Genomic DNA, 17,665 nt, shown 5'->3' on the forward strand with positions numbered 1-17,665 from the left:
TATGAGTAAGATAACGGGTTGTTGTTCGGAAGATAGTCATCCAAGTAGCCGAAGGAAAGTGCTAAAAGCAGCTTTAGGCATCACCGCGGCAAGTGTTATTGGTGGAATTGGGCTAGGGCTGCCTCAGGTATCATATGCTGCCTCACTGACACGAGAAGAGCGGGATAAATTAACGCCCGAGCAGATCGTTGAAGGTTTGAAGCAAGGCAATACAAGATTCGTTTCCGGAAAAATGCAGCAACACGATTATCTAGCACAAAAGCGCAGTAGTGCAGATGGGCAATTCCCAGCAGCCGTTATCTTGAGTTGCATTGACTCCCGAGCGCCAGCGGAAATTATTTTCGATACGGGGATTGGTGAAACATTCAATGCCAGAATTGCTGGCAACATTTCTAATGACGATTTATTAGGTAGCCTGGAATTTGCTTGTGCTGCTGCGGGTGCAAAAGTCATTTTGGTCATGGGACATACAGCTTGCGGGGCAGTCAAAGGGGCTATCGATAATGTTGAATTAGGCAATCTGACTGGCCTACTCAATAAAATTAAGCCTGCCATTGAGGCAACCCAATTTGATGGTGAGAAAAGCAGCAAGAATGAAAAGTATGTCGATGCTGTTGCAAAAAATAATGTGAAACACACGATTGAAGAAATTCGAAAAAATAGCGAACTAATTAATAAGTTAGAGAAAGAAGGGAAAATCAAAATAGTTGGTAGTATGTATAATCTGAATGGCGGGAAAGTCGATTTCTTTATGTAATGACGCGCTTTTTCAATTCCCCTTGAGATATTTCAAGGGGAATATGGACAGTAAATAACCGTGTTAACATTAATTTATCAACCCTATATTTTTTTTGTTGACATAACCCTCTTGGTAGTACTTAAATTTTGTGGTTATATGATGAAATAAAAATTTGCGCGATAAGGCTGTAATCTTCATAGAATAATGAAAATATCCTGACTCACTGCTTTTTCACATAAATAATAAATGATTTTTATAGATAGAAGTAAACATGGCTTGTAATTTTATTGTTATGTATTAATAGTAAATAACTTGATTTGATATTATTAAATAATATTTATTCCTTGAGTTTTTTGATTATCATTGTATGTTAATTCTGTGATTACCTGTGGTTTTCGAAGTGAATAAAACAAAGATTAGGCATTAAAATAGAAATACCTAATCTATTGATTCGAGTTATTTAATTATAAATGATAATATATTGATTGATTTTATTATTTTATGACATTTTACTGGTTTTATATCCAGGCTAGATGGGAAGTTTTTACATTAAAAAACATTTACTATATTAAATATAATTAAAAAATATAATTTAATTGGTTTTATTCATTAAGTAAACGCAATACTAATCACTAGTTCTCTTATCACATCTATAGTGTGATTTATTTCTATTAACTGAGTGAATATATTTGTAGGGGTTATTTATGTATGTTGATACAGTCTCTGTTGTTTCTGGCAGTAAATTCATTGATATTAATGGTAAAGGAGTGATTGATTATGAAAAAGAGATATCACTGGATTGCTGTATGAACAAAATACACTTCCACTCTAAGAAATTGACTATTGATATTAATGAAAAACAAAAGAGATTGGTAATGTGTTTGTTTAATGATGTTAATAGGAAACAAGATATTATTAAAGTGGTTTGGTATGAAAACCATAAAAGCATTTCTGATAATAATTATCATCAATTGATACATAAATTTAGAGTGCATTTGAAAAATGCAGGTATTCCCGATGGTATTGTTAAAACCATTAATAGATATGGGCTGAGATTAGACTCGGGGATACTCAGTGCAATGGTATCAAATCAGATGACAGATAGATTTACTGGCTATTAATAATAGAGAGTCACTTATTCTGTTTTTATGTTTAATTTACGTTATTTGAGAGGTAAGGGTGTTGTTACTTTTTAATCAGATAGTCATGACACCCTATAAGATATTAACTAATAACAAAATATACATATTAGAAGTAATCATTATATTATGCATTTTTTATCAGATTAATGTTGGTTTTAATCGGATAGTCGCCAAGGATAAACGAACTGTTCCAGTACTCTATGAAGGCGAAATTATTGGAACCAATGAGTTGAACAAAAAAGCTAAAATGGTAGCTGAAATAAAAAAATATGATTTTTTTCAAAAAAGAAACAGTGATGATAAATCAAAAAATGAAATCAGAGAGAGTGATAAGGTAGAAAATTATCCACTTTACATAGGAGCTTTAAAACTAGTCGGTGTGTTAGTGCATACAAATGAAGAAAAATCAATTGCTATTATAGAGCTTAACGGAAAGCAAAATTTATATCTCATGGGTAATGAAATAGAAGGCGATACGAGTATTACTATTGTTAAAATATTAAATAATAAAATCATAATTAATGAAAACAAATCATATTACTCCTTGATGATATTATAATTATATACTCTGCGTTGCCAATGTAATGGAGATTTTATGCGCCGCAATAAGTTAAATAAACTTTATAATTTAATTAAGATTTTCTTCATACTTAAAACTATTCATAATTATTTATTTAAAATAGTAATTTTGGTTTCTATATTTCCTATGGTCGGGCATGGTGAAATTTTCACTGCATCTTTTAGAGATGCGGATATAAAGGAATTTATTAATACTGTAAGTAAAAACATCAATAAAACCATAATTATAGACCCAAAAGTACAAGGATTTATCAGTGTTCGTAGCTATGAACATTTAGATGAGGAGAAATACTATCAATTTTTTTTGAATGTGCTTGATGTTTATGGCTATACAGTAGTCGAAATGCCCAACAATATTTTAAAAGTCATTCCCGCAAAACGTGCAAAAAGTTCCTTTATTCCACTGCAAAAGAATGCGGAAAACCCACAGGGTGATGAACTCATTAATCGCGTGATTAAACTTAAACATTTATCAGCTAAAAGCTTATCTCCACTACTACGTCAATTAAATGATAATTCAGAATCTGGGAGCATCGTTCATTATGATCCTTCAAATGTAATATTAATTACAGGACGTGCAGCGATAGTCAACCATTTATACACTATTATCAGTGCATTAGATCAACCAGGAGAGACAGAGCTTGAACTCTATAAACTAAATCATGCTGTTGCCGCCGATATTGTTAAATTGGTTAATCAGATTATTAATCCAGTCAATACTACGACCAAACAAGAATCATTCAATGTTGGGGGCGTGATTGCGGATGACAGGACGAATTCAGTGATAATCAGCGGCGATCGTCACATCAGGAAAAATGCTATTCAAATGATAAAGAAGCTTGATCATCAACATGATAGCTATGGCAATACTAAAGTTGTCTACATGAAATATACGCAGGCATCTAAGTTATTGGATGTGTTGAACGGTGTCAGTCAAGGGGGCCAGGGTGATAAAAATAAAAAAATGACAGGGAAGAGTAGTATTAGGAATGTTTCAATTAAAGCCTATGATCAAACCAATGCTTTAGTCATTACTGCCGATCCGAAAGTAATGAAAGAATTAGATCAAGTTATTGAAAAATTGGATGTTAGGCGGGCACAGGTTCTGGTAGAAGCCATTATAGTTGAGACTCAAAATGGAGAAGGTCTAAATCTTGGCATCCAATGGGCTAATAAATTTTATGGTGGAACCAATTTTTTTCAAAAGCCAAACAGCATAAAAACAGATAATAGCGGTGAAAATCCTATACCAATGATGATTGCAGGGTTAACAGCGGGCTTTTATAAAGGGAACTGGGATGGTCTTTTCACCGCCCTGGCAACTAATTCAAATAATAATATTCTTGCAACTCCGAGTATTGTCACTCTGGACAATATGGAGGCCGAGTTCAATGTAGGTCAAGAGGTCCCAGTCCTTATCTCAACGCAAACCACAGCGACAGACAAGGTCTATAACTCGATTTCACGACAACCTGTGGGGGTGATGTTAAAAGTCAAGCCACAGATAAATAAAGGTGATTCAGTTTTATTGGAAATTCGGCAAGAGGTATCAAGCGTTGCTGATAGTTCTGACGTCAATGCGAATAACTTAGGTTCGGTTTTTAATAAGAGAGTTGTTAATAATGCTGTATTAGTCAAAAGTGGCGAGACCGTGGTAGTGGGAGGATTATTAGATAAAAAAATCAATAAAGTTATCAATAAAGTTCCTTTTTTAGGTGATATCCCTTTTATCGGTGGCCTGTTCAGGCAGAGCAAAGTAAAAATTGAAAAAAGTAACTTAATTCTCTTTATTAGGCCAACAATACTCAGGGAAACAAGTGACTATAGCCAGGTTACAGTAGATAAATATGCTGAATATAATAAATTACGTTCTATTGATACTAATATGGATAGATCAATTGAGATGGTAGCGGATAGAATTAGCTATGATGTTTTTAATAGACTCAAGAATGACATAATAAATTTCTATGAAATGGTCGAGATGAAGCCATGATCAAAAACACATCAGCAATGTTACCACTCACTTTTAACTGGGCAAGAGATAATGGCGTGATTTTATCTCCCGTAGATAAGGGATATCAACTCATCTGCCGTAATTCCGCCTCCCTTGAAGCAATACTTGAAGGAAACAGAGTTGGGAATCAACCTATTGCACTTAATTTCGTTACTGACGAGGAGTTTGATAACAATCTTGCGGCAGTGTATCAGAATAGCTCAATACAGTCGCATGACATAATGAATACTATAAGTGATGAAATAGCCACTTACTCATTTAATGGTGATCTACCAGTGAGTGAAGATTTACTCGATAGTAATAATGAAGCTCCGGTAATAAAACTAATTAATACAATTTTGGCAGAGGCAATTAAAGAACTAGCATCAGATATTCATATCGAGTCTTTCAGTGAAAAAATCACGGTAAGATTTCGTATTGATGGTTTATTAAAAAATATATTAGAGCTACCTCGACGAGTTGCGTTATTATTGGTGTCACGGATTAAAATCATGGCAAAATTAGATATTGCAGAAAAACGCATTCCGCAGGATGGACGTATAGCGCTAAGTTTAGCCGGAAAATCTTTGGATGTTCGAGTCTCAATATTACCCGTAAATCATGGTGAACGCGTCGTCATGCGATTATTAGATAAACATAGCCTCAAGTTAGATTTAGAGTCTTTAGGGATGTCGCAAAAAAACTGTCATCTCATGAAAAAATTGGTTCTCAAACCTCATGGTATTATATTAATTGTCGGCCCTACAGGGGTAGGTAAAAGTACCACACTTTATGCTGCTTTAATGGGAATAAATGCCCTTGAAAGGAATATCATGACAGTCGAAGATCCTATTGAGTTTGATATCGATGGTATTTCCCAGACGCAGGTTAACCCGAAAATTAATATGACTTTCTCTCGTAGCTTAAGGGCAATCTTGCGTCAAGATCCTGATGTTATTCTTATAGGTGAAATAAGAGATGTCGAAACTGCGCAAATAGCAGTACAAGCTTCTTTAACTGGGCACTTAGTATTATCAACATTGCACTCCAACAGCGCTATTGGTGCCGTAACCCGACTAAAAGATATGGGGATTGAACCCTTTATGTTATCAAGTTCATTATTAGCTGTATTATCTCAGCGACTGGTCCGTAAGTTATGCGCTGAATGTCGAAAACAATATGAGTACCCACAAGAAATATTACAAGAGTTAATTAATCATGATCAAACATCTGTAGATGGATACGGATTTAGCGCAGTAGGCTGTGATAAGTGCAATGCAGTAGGTTATAGAGGAAGAATGGCTTTACACGAACTATTGGTTATTGATGACAATTTTCGTGAAGCTATTTATAGAGGAAGAAGCGAACTTGATTTAAGTCAGTTGGCAAAAAAACATACTCTAAGCATAGAGCAAGATGGAATTGATAAAGTTGTCTCAGGCTTCACAACAATCGAAGAAGTTATGAGGATAAGTTTAGAGGATAAACATGCCTGTTTATAAATATGTCGCGATAAATAATAAAGGAATTAAAATAAAAGGGAGTGTTGAGGCTAGTAATGTATTAATCGCAAGACAAATTATTTATCAAAAAAAACTATATTTATTAAATGTAAAAATAAAACGAATCAGTAGGTTTTCAGAATGGATGATATTCCCAAATACAATGAGTAATAAAGAACTTGTTTTAATCACTAGGCAAATGTCCATTTTAATCAATGCGGCAATCCCGTTAGATGAATCTTTGGCCTTAATTGAAAATCAAAGTACAAATAGTAAAGTTGATAGTATAATTCATAAAATAAGAAAAAAAATACTTGAGGGACATTCCTTTTCTGATTCGCTCTCGCAGTTTCCAGCCATTTTTAATTCTCTTTACCTATCTATGATTGCCGCAGGAGAGTTATCGGGTCATTTGGGGCTTGTATTAACTAGTCTCGCTAACCATATTGAGCAAGTGCGAAAGTTAAAAAGTAAATTAATTCAAACACTACTATATCCAACAATTTTAATTTTAATATCTATAGGAGTTACTGTTATACTATTGACACTGATAATCCCTAATATAATTGAGCAGTTTGTCTCCTATGACAGAGTATTACCGTTGTCGACTAGAGTCCTCATAGTAACGAGTCATTGGCTTGAGGGCAATATTTTATCTATTATTATTGTTTTAGTTGTTTTCTTATTTGGTATCTATAATGCATCCAAAATAAAGAAGATAAATGTTTTTTTTGAAATTTGTTATTTGAAATTACCGATACTTGGTGGTTTAATATTTAAAGTAAATGTTTCTCGATATTTAAGAATGATGGGAATTCTAAATTCTAACGGAGTTAACTTAATCAGATCGATGGATATTAGCACTAGTGTAGTTACGAATTTTTATATTAAACAGAGACTAGATGATGCTACAATATTAGTCAGTGAAGGCAGTAGCCTCTCATTATCTTTATCAAATACTCATATTTTCTCTCCGATGACTATTCATATGATTGCATCGGGAGAACGTAGCGGGACATTGGATGCTGTTTTAAGAAAAATAATAGATGTGCAGGAGCAAGAGATAATTGAAGAGATAAATGTACTTGTAATATTATTGGAGCCAATAATAATGATTTTTATGGCTACTTTTATATTTTTCATTGTGTTAGCAATATTCCAACCTATACTTGAAATGAATAACTTGCTCTTTTGATTTTCAATTAAGGATATATATGAAGAATGTTGAATGTAAGGGATTTACATTATTAGAAATGATGGTGATTATTATAATGTTAGGGTTACTTGCTAGTCTGACTATTCCAAGCGTAATGAGCAGTAAAAGTAGAGCTGATCAGCAAAAAGCGTTAAGTGATATTGCAGCCATAGGAAATGCTTTGGATATGTACAAGTTAGATAATGGTCATTATCCAACGGAGGATCAAGGTATTAGTTCATTAGTGATCAAACCAATAGAATTACCGATACCGCGTATTTATCCTAAAAATGGCTATATTAGACGTCTACCGAATGATCCATGGGGTAATCCATATTTGATGAATAATCCTGGTCGGTATGAAGAAATTGATATATTTTCTTCAGGATCAGATAGAAAGATAGGGACTGACGATGACATAGGCAGTTGGTCTTCGTCACTTATTGAAACTAAAAAAGATAAAGATTGATAAAACTGAGGACCATAGACAGTAAACAGGTGATTATTTGCAATATTCCACTGGTTTTACATTATTGGAATCTCTACTCGCGATGGCTATTTTTTCTATCGTGGGCATTGGCCTTATGATTGTGACTAGTGAACAATTAATACAGGTAAAAAGACTAGAGAATAAAATGGTAGCTTCTTGGGTAGCTGATAATATTTTAGTAGATATTAAATTAACAAAAAAAACTCAAAGTGAAAATTGGAAAAATGGAAGTTACTTTATTATCAATAACTTATGGTATTGGCAGTCAAAAGAAATAAAAATGGAAAATATTAGTCTTATTATTATTGAGGTTCGCAGTCAAGAAAATAGTGAGAACCCTGACTTCATTCTCGAAGGATATCGTACTATTAATGAATAAAAAAAATATCCAAGGTTCAACATTAGTGGAGGTTTTACTGACTATAATTATATGCACTTTGCTGAGTTTGACGGTTTATCAGGCCATAACAGTTGTCAGTAAAGGAAGTCGTACCGTTAATATAAAGGCAAAACAAGTTAATAGGTTACAAAGGATAATTGACATGTTTGAACAGGATGTCTCACATGCCATTATATACTCTCAACCCACTGACGCTGAAATCATTAGTAATGGCATCAGAATTGGACGTTTTTTTTTGAATAGTGATGATTTTGGTATTTTATTGTTATGTGATATAGGTATTAACACGGACTTGATATATTACTCACAATCTAAAGTATTAGGATATCGTCTACGAAATGGCTACTTAGAAAAATTAATATATAGCTTAAATACTAAAGAGCCTAAAGTATTAAAAATTCTTGACGGTGTTACGGCATTCCGTATTAAGGTCTATTATAGAGATAGATGGTTAAATGAGTGGAGCGATACGACATTTTTACCCAAGGGGATTGAATTAATTATTGAGATGAAAAATATAGGAACTATCAAGAAAAGTATTATTTTATTAAATAGTACTGTTTAGTAAATGGTGAAAACATGAAACAGAGAGGTATTGCCCTATTACTTGTTCTGTCTAGCATTCTGCTGATGAGTGCAATGGTTTCTGCTACTTATTTCTATTTGTCAAATATTATCTATTTTGCCGGTGATAGCCGAACTAAGCAAGATGAAAAGCAGTTGTTACTCGGATCTGAAGATTTTTTTTTAAATAATATAATCAAAGAAATTTTGATTGATGGGAGTTTTAGTCGTGTTTATATTAGGTTATTAACAACCCCTTCTACTATTAGAATAAACAATGTAAATGTACATTATAGATTAATTGACAGAACAAATTGTTTCAATATAAATACTCTTTATGGCTATTTTAATAACACGAATAAATATAATGCATATTATGCGTGGCTGGTACTAAGGAATATCTTACAGTTAAATGATATCACTTCATCTGTTCTTAATGAAATAATGATAATTCTTTCCAAAAATATTTCAGGTACGTCTAATTTAGTCCGTATTGATGGAGATTGGGGAACTATAGAACAAGTTCTCCAGATGGGGAACACAATTGATCAACAACTCAATATTAGTAGCGAGAATTTTTCGCTTATAGCCCCACTACTTTGTTCAAGAAATGATAATAAATTGCTTATTAATATTAATATGCTGGATGTTAAAAATAGCATATTAATGCAAGCTATTTTTATGAGCGAGATTACGCAGAGTAATATGAATAAGGCAATATTATCTAAACCTCTTCAAGGATGGGGTACAGTCGAATCTTTCTTTAGAACCCTTGCAAATAATTCAAAAGTTGACAGGGATAGGATAAATGAATTGAAAAGAGTTAGTATATTAAAGTTTTCTCATAAGGAATATTATTTTTCATCCAACTTTCAAATCGATAACAGTGATTCTCAGTTGATGAGTCTTTTTCATGTAAGAGAGAATGCCATTACCGTATTACAACGAAGGTTTATCTTATAATGAGTGATATGAAAAATGCAGATTTATCATTCAAGACTCTGATTATTCGATTGGGTTGTCATACAAGCGACCCTATTTACTGGTATACCGAAATGGTGGAGGGGGAGCATAGCAATTCAGGGCGGTTATGTGATCATTCTGAATTGGGTAATATTCCATTTCTTTTAAATTATGATGTTAAAATATTAGTTTCAACAAGCCATATTATCTTTAGGAAAATAGATATAATAGAAAAGAGTTTTTTAAAAAAAGAACAATCACTTGCATTCTCTATCGAGAAAACAATAGTGAGTAATATAGAATATTTTCACACTGTAATATTGAAGTCAGATAGTGACTTTTGTTATATAGCTGCCGTTGAGCATAAGTTAATGAGCCGTTGGCTGGGGTGGTTAGAAAATGTTGGTGTGTCCCCTACCGCTATGATTCCAGATGTATTAGCCCTACCATTTAATGATGAAAGATGCTTTCCAGTAAAGCTGGATGATGAATGGTTAATAAGAAACAGTGAAGTATCGGGTTTCGTAGTTAAGGATGCTATATTTAAGGGCTTATGCTTATCACCTTTTCATTTTTGTTCTAAAAATAGATTTAGCCATTTTTATAGTCGAACTTCTTGCCTCCATTCTACGGATTATTGCGATGCACTATGCATCATGGCTAGTAATATTAAAAATAATCATGTCAATTTACTGACAGGGCGATATTATTGTCATGGAAAAAAGTCCATGAGAAATGATTCTCTTTTTAGATCTGCTTGCCTATTTTTATTATTAGCCATTGTGATGTTTTTTAATTTATGGTTTCATAAAAAAGATATGTTAAAAGATATTCATATTCTGAATCTAGCTTTGCACAATTTCCATATTGAATACCCCTTAGTACAACAATATATAAATGTGAATAACCTTAATAAGTTTGATGATTTTTCTCATTCAGTTGAGAATGTAGTCAAACCGGATTTTATTAATTTACTGCATGGTATGGTCGAAAATTTTATTGAGTTAGACGTCAACATGAATAGTATTGTTTTTGCTAAAGATGAGAATAAGGCTAGCTTTAATATAAATGTTATAAATAGATATGGAGTAGAACAAGTGTTAAATAAAATCGATAGAAAAGCTCATCAACTGAATATCAGTAAAATCACTAATAATGATGGTACATCCGACATTATATTTGAATATAGTTTATGAGTTTAAGGAAATGGATAGCTGTTTCAATATTAGTGATAGCATTTGTTTTTTTATGTTTTAGTGTGAATTTCTCAATGGAAATTAAAGATCTATTAAAAAAACATTCGTTATTGGAAAATAAGCTTGTTAATTCTTCATCTTTGGCTGAAAAGTTAAAAATGGAAAAGGTTACAAAAGCTAAAAAGAGCGAACATTATCATGAAAGCATTGATAATGCTTTGGCGACATTACTTAATGATGGCGTAATTAATTTCGAACGTACATATATGGCACACGACTCTGTCTCACTCAGTATTGAAAACATAAAGTTCATTGATTTTCTGGACTTTTATATTTTGCTGTTAAAGGACGAAAATATTGAGATAAGTAATGTAGACATAAAATCCACTAAAAATGAAAATTATATTAATGGCCAGATTATTTTACGTAAGAAGTAATGAGTTGATATGTAATACAATGTTCTCTGATATGTTTTTAATCGATTTTTATATAGCGCTTAGAATATGGGTAGATATCTTTTAAATATTGATATTTATTTTTTCCTAATCATGCTATCGAATACCTTACGCGGAAATTAATTAGATCATAAGGAAGTGGCTATTTATAAAAACGATCTTAATCTGTTTCCCCGAGGCAATTTTGTCAAAATTGTCTAAGTCCTTTACCGTATAACTATAAAATACCCATGTCTTAGTGTTTTTATCTACACGGTTTATCGCAATATTTTAATCAGAGACAAGTCGGCGATATATGATTTTTGAGATGCTTACTATTATTTTAATGCTAGTCACTGTTTTATCGAGATTGTGATTTAGGTTTTTTAATCTACTATTTTTTTGGCTTATAGTCTTGCATTTTATTGATATTGATTGTTACCTTTTACCTAATTGTATTACCCAGTCATTACTGTGGCGCGATCTTCTTTTAAATATGTAGAATGCTATTCTTCTATTATCATTTTTTGTCACTTTTTATGTTACGTTATAAACCGTATCTTATAATTCGCATGCCAACGGCATTCGTTTTTTATTATTCATTGGTGTATTTTGATAGACTTCTATTTTTTATTAATATTTCTATAACTATTGTATTTTTCTTGAATTTTTTGTTTTTGCTTTTTTTATGATCTCTTAGTAAGACTGCGGTGGTATTGTAGATATTGGTTTTTAAATTATATTTTTAAGTGTGAGAGACAAAATGAATGACATAATTATTGGAGATTTCGTCTTTACTCCATTAAAGAGAACCCTCAGCAAAGGGGAATGTGTCATCAAGATAAGAAATAAAGAGTCCGAAGTGTTGTCTTTGCTGTGTTTTCACTACCCTGATGTACTTTGTCGTGAAGATATCGAGAGGAAAATATGGAGTGAAAGTTACGTTACTGACAATACATTAACTCAAACCATCAGTAATTTACGTCATGCTTTAAATGATAAAAAACATGAATTAGTCATTACGATTCCCAAAAAAGGGTATTGCCTTGGTGTAAAACCTGATTTTACTTCCAATAACTCCTCTGAAATTTTACCAGTGACTCAAACTGAGGTACTGGATAGTCTTGCTAATAATACTACTGGATCACTACCTAAACAGAAAATTCTTGCAAGCAGATTTTTTGTATGCATGATTTTTTGTCTTTGTTTAGCTACTTCGTTTAATGTTACATCTAATTGTTATCAAATAAAAATTATCAATGTGAAAAAATCGCCTCTCGCTATAGATATAAATGAAATACATAATAGGAGTTTTTTATCTTTCTATAATAAAGAGACTTATATTTTCTTAAAAAAAATAATGAATATACGATCTGCAAATTACAACCGGGAGGCATAACATGCATAAAGATATAATTCAAAAAACATTTATAGCTGTTTTGTTTGGAGTAGGAGTAGGGTATATCTTTGGGAGACTCAACTCCTATTTTTATCCAATGGTGGATCTGGAGCAGTGCTGGGAAAATAATTATGATTTAGAACATACCACAGGTTTTTATCATGTTTATTCACAAGTCAGTATTGTAGGAAAGGAAATAAACTCATCTTCAGATATGTATAATGGTAATGGCTATATTAAAGCCAGGGGAAATATAGTATTTGATGTGGTGAATTCTAAAAAACATCTTACATAGGTAAGATGTTATCGCTGTCCATAGAAGGGGATAATAATCTTTATTTGAATGATTTTCTAAACGCACGTTATGCTGTAAGTTATTCTATTTTTATGGACACTATCTCTGGTCACACACTGTGAATAGCTTGCTTTTGTTAATCCGTATTTGATTCCTGGAATATATCTATCTGTTTATTGAAATATATCTGTCATATTTGATGCGTAACATTGGTTTATTACCCACAACTTAGTGTGAAAATAATGTTCTCTCGAATTGGCTTTTTTGTTATGAAACTTGTGTCTGGTGTTAAATCTATAAGTTTATTTGCGAATGTTAAATTTGGGATCTTATCGGGCCTTATCTTGGTTATTAGCCTATTTTCCGTGCTCCAACTATTTTCCATCGGATATTTATCTCATATATTGGATAACACAAAGTCTAATGTTGATCAAATACACCATACCCATCAGCAAGAAGTATTAATGGATCGCGCTAGAATGGAGTTATTAATTGCCAGTGATAAACTCAATCGAGCCGGTATCTATTATATGGTCGATAAAGAGACAGGTTCTGAGGGTAGTTGGCAGAGTCTTTTGAATGAAGCAACACAATCTATGCAGCAGTCACAAGATAATTTCCGTCAGTTATTATTGGTTTCTGCCAATGACGATAGGCCTGAGTTTATTGCTCTGAAGGAAAGCTACCTACAGTTGTACCAAGGTCTATCAGAAATTAGTCAGGGATTGGTCAAGAACAACAATATCGGTGCCTTTTTTGAAGTCCCGATTCAAGGTTTTCAAAGTGATTTTACTGAAAAGTATTACGGTTATTTACAGGAAAGCGAAAATAATCGCACGGTAATGGATAGCCAATTGATCTCTTCTTTATTCTCGGCAAAACAGGCCGTTATCATTGCTTTGGTCGTTTTATTGTGCCTTGCATTCTCTGTTTGGTTAGGTGTTACCCGCTGGGTTATTCGACCACTAAATTATCTGATTGCCCAAATTCATGTGATTGCTGCAGGAGATTTATCTCATCAGATTGAGCATAACACTTTTGCTAGCCGGGAAGTTCGGTTGTTGGCGGTCAGCATATGCCATATGCAACAAGGGTTAGTGGCTTTGGTTAGCCAGGTACGCGGGGGAGTCGATGTTATTCTAACGGGTGTTAATCAAATAGCCGCAGACAGTCATCGTATTTCTGAGCAAACGCAATCACAAACTCAGTCATTGGCGACCACAACACAGAATATGTATCAACTTACCGAGCGTGTAAAACAGAATTCTAAGAGTGCAGATCAGGCAAATCAATTGGCCAATGAAGCCAAAAATATTGCCAGTCAAGGTGGAGATATGATGTCTAGCGTAGTTAATTCGATGGTTGATATTTCAGTAGGCTCACAGGAGATCGCCGAGATCATCACTTTGATAGAATCGGTAGCTTTTCAGACCAATATTCTGGCCTTAAATGCTGCAATTGAAGCTGCTCATGCTGGTCAACACGGGCGGGGATTCTCTGTTGTTGCACGTGAAGTGGGAATATTAGCGCACCAAAGTGGTTATTCTGCTCTGAATATTAAACGCCTTATTGGTAGCTCTTCAAAATCTATATCAGCAGGTGCCGCTCTGGTGGAGCGCTCAGGTGACAATTTACGTGCAATTATTGGCTCGGTGATAAAAGTGACTGATTTAATGGCTGAAATATCGGCCGCATCACAAGAACAAAGTCAAGGTATTGAAGATATTACCGCACGGGTAGGAATGATTAATGAAGTCACCCGACTGAATGCTGATTTAGTCAATCAATCTACTCAAGCCTCTGAAGTGTTGCAGAAACAAATATTTCAGCTAAACCAGTCGGTAGCGCGTTTTTGTTTACCTGCCACAGTATGCCCTCCTCAACGTATTAATGAGGAGGTCACTCTGAGTTTTTAATGTGTCATGATAGTTGTTAATAATTCGCGCCAGCCAGATGGATTTCCATAATATTCACTAGCAGGTAAAGGCGTTATTTTTTCTTGCTCGTTTTCCAGTGCAAAGGTTGGGAAGCCGTGCCCATGTACTTTAGCCAGTAATGCGCGGCTTTCAGCAATATGCTGGTTGGATGTTATTAGTGCAGTATTGTAGGCATGAATAAATGCATCATTATTCAGCCCAAGTTCCACCGCCAGTTCAGTTAATACGCGGGTATCTGTAACACGATGTCCTTCAACATAATGAGCATGTTGGATGCGATGAAGCATCTCTGCACCGCGGCCCGCAAGTTCTTCCGCTGCCAGAATTGATGCAGTCGGCGGCGTGGAGTCCATTACAACTGAGGTATCATTAAGTAATTTATTAAAATAGTCGTCGCCAAAAATTTGCCCAGTGAGCTGCGCAATACGTCGGTCGTGGGGCATTACATATCCACGCCACTGGTTGTCTATTTGTCGACGATTAGCCCCAGACATCATTCCGCCACCATGTAATATCAACGTGAGTTTAGGAATATCTTGTGCAGCTTGTACCAGCGGTGCGGCACCATAACACCAGCCACATAATGGATCGAAAATGTAATGTAACTTTGTGGCAGTCATCGTATCTTCCTCTATTGTCTTTTCTGGTGCGCTCATTGAGTGACGATAAGCATTAACAGTTTACTGCGGCCATTTCATTTCGTTTTTAAGTACCTTGGCACTTAATTCCAAACTGGATTCATCTTTCAGCTCGGGATAATGTTTTTTCATTACTGTAATCAGTTCGGCTGAGTCTTTTGCTTTGGGAATTTCTGTATTTAACGTGGTTAAATAGTTTTGAGTAAATGTCACTGATTCCAATGTTTGTGGTGCGTTATCAAGATAATGTCCTGGAACCACTGTGACGGGTTTTAAGGCTTTGATTTTTTCCAGTGTTGTCAGCCAATTCTGGCGAGACTCAGGAGTTTGAGTATCGGCGACCCATAAATGAATATTGCCTGAGACCGCGACACCACCTACCACGGCTTTCAATGACGGGATCCAGACAAATGTCTTTTCTGGCGATGGCCCATCTAACCCTTCGACACTAATTTCCTGCCCATCAACAGTAAAGCTTTTGCCTTGCAACTCTTGTGGAACAATGACTTGTGTTGGAGCATTCTCTTTGAGAATAGGACCCCAATAAGCCATTTTCCCCTCTTTAGTGGCCTTAATTTCTTCAATAGTTTGCGGTGTGGCGATGACTTTGGCTTGTGGGAATGCTTTAGTAATGACATCCAGGCCGAAATAGAAATCAGGATCTGCCTGGCTGATATAAATAGTGGTTAGCTTTTTGCCGCTTTGCTTAATTTTCTTCACTAGCGTTTCCGCATCATTGCGCTGAAATTGCGCATCAATCAGAGCCATTTCTGTTTTGCCGCTAATAATTTCAGACGATACCGGGAAGATGCTTTTTGCTCCGGGATTATAGACTTCCATTTTTAGCTGTTCAGCGGCATGAGCTGTTGATACCGCAGCGAAAGTTGTCAGGCCCGCAAAGGCCACTTGTAATAGTGTTTTATTTAACATGCTTGTTTTCCTGAGAGTGATTGGGGTATGGGCTAGATAATAGATTGCTTATATCGATATAAAAACCCGATAATGGACAATTGTTTGTTGCTTAAATCGAGCTAATTATGGATAGAATTACCGCTGCAGAGGTCTTTGTCACCATTGTTGAGCGGGGCAGTATGATTGCCGCTGCGGAGGTTTTGGAGATGTCGCGAGCCATGGTGACACGATATTTGGCTGAGATGGAGCAGTGGGCCGGGGCTCGTTTATTACATCGGACAACCCGCAAGTTAAGTTTAACTCATGCGGGGGAAGCGACCCTGGCGCGTTGTCGGCATATGCTTGAATTTGCTAAGGATATGGATTTAGTCGAGGGGCAAGAAAATGAAGAACTGCGCGGTTTGTTGCGGATCAGTTGCTCTCAATCCCTCGGGCAAAGTGCAGTGGCGATAGCGGTGACTGACTATTTACGCCGTTATCCTCAGGTCGCAGTCGATTTACAAATGAATAACCGCTCCGTCAATCTGGTAGAGGAACGTATTGATTTAGCACTGCGTATTACTAATGATTTAGATCCAAACTTAATCGCTCGTCCGCTATCTATCTGCCATTCAGTTGTTTGTGCTGCGCCGAGTTACTTGTCAGCCAAAGGAACGCCGAAAACTCCACCTGATTTGGCCGTGCACAACTGCCTAACATACTCTGATTTTGGCAAAAGCTTATGGCATTTTGACCAACAAGGCGTTAAATCATCGGTTGCGGTAGGCGGAAATCTCAGTGCCAATGAATCAGTTGTTTTACTCAGCGGAGCACTAGAGGGCGCCGGTATCACTTTGCAGCCCAGTTACTCTGCCGCGCCGTATATTGCCAGTGGTGAGTTAATCCGGTTATTGCCCGATTATCAGCCGCAGGCGATGGGAATTTATGGTATCTATACTTCGCGCCGACAAATGCCAGCCACATTAAGGTCGATGCTAGACTTTCTGGTGGAGTGGTTTACTACCCACCCCCTGCCTAATTGAAACCGCAGCGGTGTTAGCTGCATTCACTTATCCGAATCACTGACTTGGGTCAGCTCATCGGGATTCGTTTATTTGCTGCCTTGCTGTGTCTTCAATTAGTTTGTGGGCCTGCCTAATTGAAACCGCAGCGGTGTTAGCTGCATGGTTACATTCTCAAACATATTTTTATTATTGATACAGAGCTTAAATTATTTTGAATTTCATTCAGTTATCAGTGAAGAGCAAAATATATTACTTATCATGCTAGTTATAACTCTGTTCATTA

At 35.2% G+C, this 17,665-nt stretch carries 18 protein-coding genes; 16 read left to right on the plus strand and 2 right to left on the minus strand.

The genetic code is table 11. The features are described 5' to 3' along the window. The first annotated feature begins 1 nt into the window (after nt 1). The 15 genes from ACF3VQ_RS04145 to ACF3VQ_RS04215 all read left to right on the plus strand — a co-directional run bounded on the left by ACF3VQ_RS04145 (nt 2) and on the right by ACF3VQ_RS04215 (nt 14,807). Nucleotides 2-757: a carbonic anhydrase gene (locus tag ACF3VQ_RS04145; RefSeq protein WP_392433518.1), complete on the plus strand. Its 756-nt coding sequence runs from the start codon at nt 2-4 to the stop codon at nt 755-757. Between the two features lie 686 nt (nt 758-1,443). Then, nucleotides 1,444-1,860 (plus strand): hypothetical protein, encoded by a 417-nt coding sequence (locus tag ACF3VQ_RS04150; protein ID WP_005165122.1) that lies wholly within the window; start codon nt 1,444-1,446, stop codon nt 1,858-1,860. Between the two features lie 85 nt (nt 1,861-1,945). After that, nucleotides 1,946-2,440 (plus strand): type II secretion system protein N, encoded by a 495-nt coding sequence (locus tag ACF3VQ_RS04155; RefSeq protein ID WP_392433519.1) that lies wholly within the window; start codon nt 1,946-1,948, stop codon nt 2,438-2,440. Nucleotides 2,441-2,476: 36 nt separating this feature from the next. After that, complete coding sequence (gene gspD / locus ACF3VQ_RS04160) at nt 2,477-4,453, plus strand: type II secretion system secretin GspD (RefSeq protein WP_392433520.1); 1,977 nt, start codon at nt 2,477-2,479, stop codon at nt 4,451-4,453. Next, nucleotides 4,450-5,955: a type II secretion system ATPase GspE gene (gspE, locus tag ACF3VQ_RS04165; RefSeq protein WP_392433521.1), complete on the plus strand. Its 1,506-nt coding sequence runs from the start codon at nt 4,450-4,452 to the stop codon at nt 5,953-5,955. The genes gspD and gspE overlap by 4 nt, the downstream gene beginning before the upstream one ends. Beyond that, nucleotides 5,942-7,150, plus strand: coding sequence for a type II secretion system F family protein (locus tag ACF3VQ_RS04170; protein ID WP_392433522.1), 1,209 nt, complete (start codon nt 5,942-5,944; stop codon nt 7,148-7,150). Before gspE ends, ACF3VQ_RS04170 begins: the two co-directional genes overlap by 14 nt. A 19-nt stretch (nt 7,151-7,169) precedes the next feature. After that, on the plus strand, nt 7,170-7,619 hold the full coding sequence (gspG, locus tag ACF3VQ_RS04175; protein ID WP_392433523.1) for a type II secretion system major pseudopilin GspG: 450 nt from the start codon (nt 7,170-7,172) through the stop codon (nt 7,617-7,619). 64 nt (nt 7,620-7,683) lie between these two features. Continuing rightward, nucleotides 7,684-8,019 (plus strand): type II secretion system minor pseudopilin GspI, encoded by a 336-nt coding sequence (gene gspI / locus ACF3VQ_RS04180; protein ID WP_392435440.1) that lies wholly within the window; start codon nt 7,684-7,686, stop codon nt 8,017-8,019. Continuing rightward, a complete protein-coding gene (gspJ, locus tag ACF3VQ_RS04185; protein ID WP_392433524.1) occupies nt 8,012-8,605 on the plus strand; it encodes a type II secretion system minor pseudopilin GspJ in 594 nt (197 codons plus the stop codon). Before gspI ends, gspJ begins: the two co-directional genes overlap by 8 nt. Before the next feature lie 14 nt (nt 8,606-8,619). Beyond that, nucleotides 8,620-9,567, plus strand: coding sequence for a type II secretion system protein GspK (locus ACF3VQ_RS04190; protein ID WP_392433525.1), 948 nt, complete (start codon nt 8,620-8,622; stop codon nt 9,565-9,567). Then, on the plus strand, nt 9,567-10,763 hold the full coding sequence (gene gspL, locus ACF3VQ_RS04195) for a type II secretion system protein GspL (protein ID WP_392433526.1): 1,197 nt from the start codon (nt 9,567-9,569) through the stop codon (nt 10,761-10,763). The genes ACF3VQ_RS04190 and gspL overlap by 1 nt, the downstream gene beginning before the upstream one ends. A 74-nt stretch (nt 10,764-10,837) precedes the next feature. Continuing rightward, nucleotides 10,838-11,200, plus strand: coding sequence for a hypothetical protein (locus ACF3VQ_RS04200; RefSeq protein ID WP_392433527.1), 363 nt, complete (start codon nt 10,838-10,840; stop codon nt 11,198-11,200). 760 nt (nt 11,201-11,960) lie between these two features. Continuing rightward, the gene (locus ACF3VQ_RS04205; RefSeq protein WP_392433528.1) at nt 11,961-12,596 is read left to right on the plus strand and encodes a transcriptional regulator; all 636 of its coding nucleotides are present in this window, start codon (nt 11,961-11,963) and stop codon (nt 12,594-12,596) included. A 1-nt stretch (nt 12,597) separates the two neighbouring features. Next, nucleotides 12,598-12,891: a hypothetical protein gene (locus ACF3VQ_RS04210; RefSeq protein WP_392433529.1), complete on the plus strand. Its 294-nt coding sequence runs from the start codon at nt 12,598-12,600 to the stop codon at nt 12,889-12,891. A 242-nt stretch (nt 12,892-13,133) separates the two neighbouring features. Then, nucleotides 13,134-14,807, plus strand: a complete 1,674-nt coding sequence (locus tag ACF3VQ_RS04215) for a methyl-accepting chemotaxis protein (RefSeq protein WP_392433530.1) — start codon at nt 13,134-13,136, stop codon at nt 14,805-14,807. Here ACF3VQ_RS04215 and ACF3VQ_RS04220 read toward each other — a convergent pair. Continuing rightward, nucleotides 14,804-15,448, minus strand: a complete 645-nt coding sequence (locus ACF3VQ_RS04220; protein WP_392433531.1) for a DsbA family protein — start codon at nt 15,446-15,448, stop codon at nt 14,804-14,806. The genes ACF3VQ_RS04215 and ACF3VQ_RS04220 overlap by 4 nt on opposite strands. A 60-nt stretch (nt 15,449-15,508) precedes the next feature. Next, the gene (locus ACF3VQ_RS04225) at nt 15,509-16,396 is read right to left on the minus strand and encodes an MBL fold metallo-hydrolase (protein WP_392433532.1); all 888 of its coding nucleotides are present in this window, start codon (nt 16,394-16,396) and stop codon (nt 15,509-15,511) included. Nucleotides 16,397-16,503: 107 nt separating this feature from the next. Between ACF3VQ_RS04225 and ACF3VQ_RS04230 the strand changes: the two genes are divergently transcribed. After that, a complete protein-coding gene (locus ACF3VQ_RS04230) occupies nt 16,504-17,400 on the plus strand; it encodes a LysR family transcriptional regulator (protein ID WP_392433533.1) in 897 nt (298 codons plus the stop codon). The last annotated feature ends 265 nt before the right edge of the window (nt 17,401-17,665 follow it).

It is taken from the genome of Yersinia fenwicki, assembly GCF_043099325.1.
Classification (GTDB): Bacteria; Pseudomonadota; Gammaproteobacteria; order Enterobacterales; family Enterobacteriaceae; genus Yersinia.

Excerpts from the sequence above, each read along its gene's own strand:
- ACF3VQ_RS04145 (WP_392433518.1), top strand. The coding sequence starts at position 2 with ATGAGTAAGATAACGGGTTGTTGTTCGGAAGATAGTCATCCAAGTAGC.
- ACF3VQ_RS04150 (WP_005165122.1), top strand. The coding sequence starts at position 1,444 with ATGTATGTTGATACAGTCTCTGTTGTTTCTGGCAGTAAATTCATTGAT.
- ACF3VQ_RS04155 (WP_392433519.1), top strand. The coding sequence starts at position 1,946 with ATGACACCCTATAAGATATTAACTAATAACAAAATATACATATTAGAA.
- gspD (WP_392433520.1), top strand. The coding sequence starts at position 2,477 with ATGCGCCGCAATAAGTTAAATAAACTTTATAATTTAATTAAGATTTTC.
- gspE (WP_392433521.1), top strand. The coding sequence starts at position 4,450 with ATGATCAAAAACACATCAGCAATGTTACCACTCACTTTTAACTGGGCA.
- ACF3VQ_RS04170 (WP_392433522.1), top strand. The coding sequence starts at position 5,942 with ATGCCTGTTTATAAATATGTCGCGATAAATAATAAAGGAATTAAAATA.
- gspG (WP_392433523.1), top strand. The coding sequence starts at position 7,170 with ATGAAGAATGTTGAATGTAAGGGATTTACATTATTAGAAATGATGGTG.
- gspJ (WP_392433524.1), top strand. The coding sequence starts at position 8,012 with ATGAATAAAAAAAATATCCAAGGTTCAACATTAGTGGAGGTTTTACTG.
- ACF3VQ_RS04190 (WP_392433525.1), top strand. The coding sequence starts at position 8,620 with ATGAAACAGAGAGGTATTGCCCTATTACTTGTTCTGTCTAGCATTCTG.
- gspL (WP_392433526.1), top strand. The coding sequence starts at position 9,567 with ATGAGTGATATGAAAAATGCAGATTTATCATTCAAGACTCTGATTATT.
- ACF3VQ_RS04200 (WP_392433527.1), top strand. The coding sequence starts at position 10,838 with ATGGAAATTAAAGATCTATTAAAAAAACATTCGTTATTGGAAAATAAG.
- ACF3VQ_RS04205 (WP_392433528.1), top strand. The coding sequence starts at position 11,961 with ATGAATGACATAATTATTGGAGATTTCGTCTTTACTCCATTAAAGAGA.
- ACF3VQ_RS04210 (WP_392433529.1), top strand. The coding sequence starts at position 12,598 with ATGCATAAAGATATAATTCAAAAAACATTTATAGCTGTTTTGTTTGGA.
- ACF3VQ_RS04215 (WP_392433530.1), top strand. The coding sequence starts at position 13,134 with ATGTTCTCTCGAATTGGCTTTTTTGTTATGAAACTTGTGTCTGGTGTT.
- ACF3VQ_RS04220 (WP_392433531.1), bottom strand. The coding sequence starts at position 15,448 with ATGACTGCCACAAAGTTACATTACATTTTCGATCCATTATGTGGCTGG.
- ACF3VQ_RS04225 (WP_392433532.1), bottom strand. The coding sequence starts at position 16,396 with ATGTTAAATAAAACACTATTACAAGTGGCCTTTGCGGGCCTGACAACT.
- ACF3VQ_RS04230 (WP_392433533.1), top strand. The coding sequence starts at position 16,504 with ATGGATAGAATTACCGCTGCAGAGGTCTTTGTCACCATTGTTGAGCGG.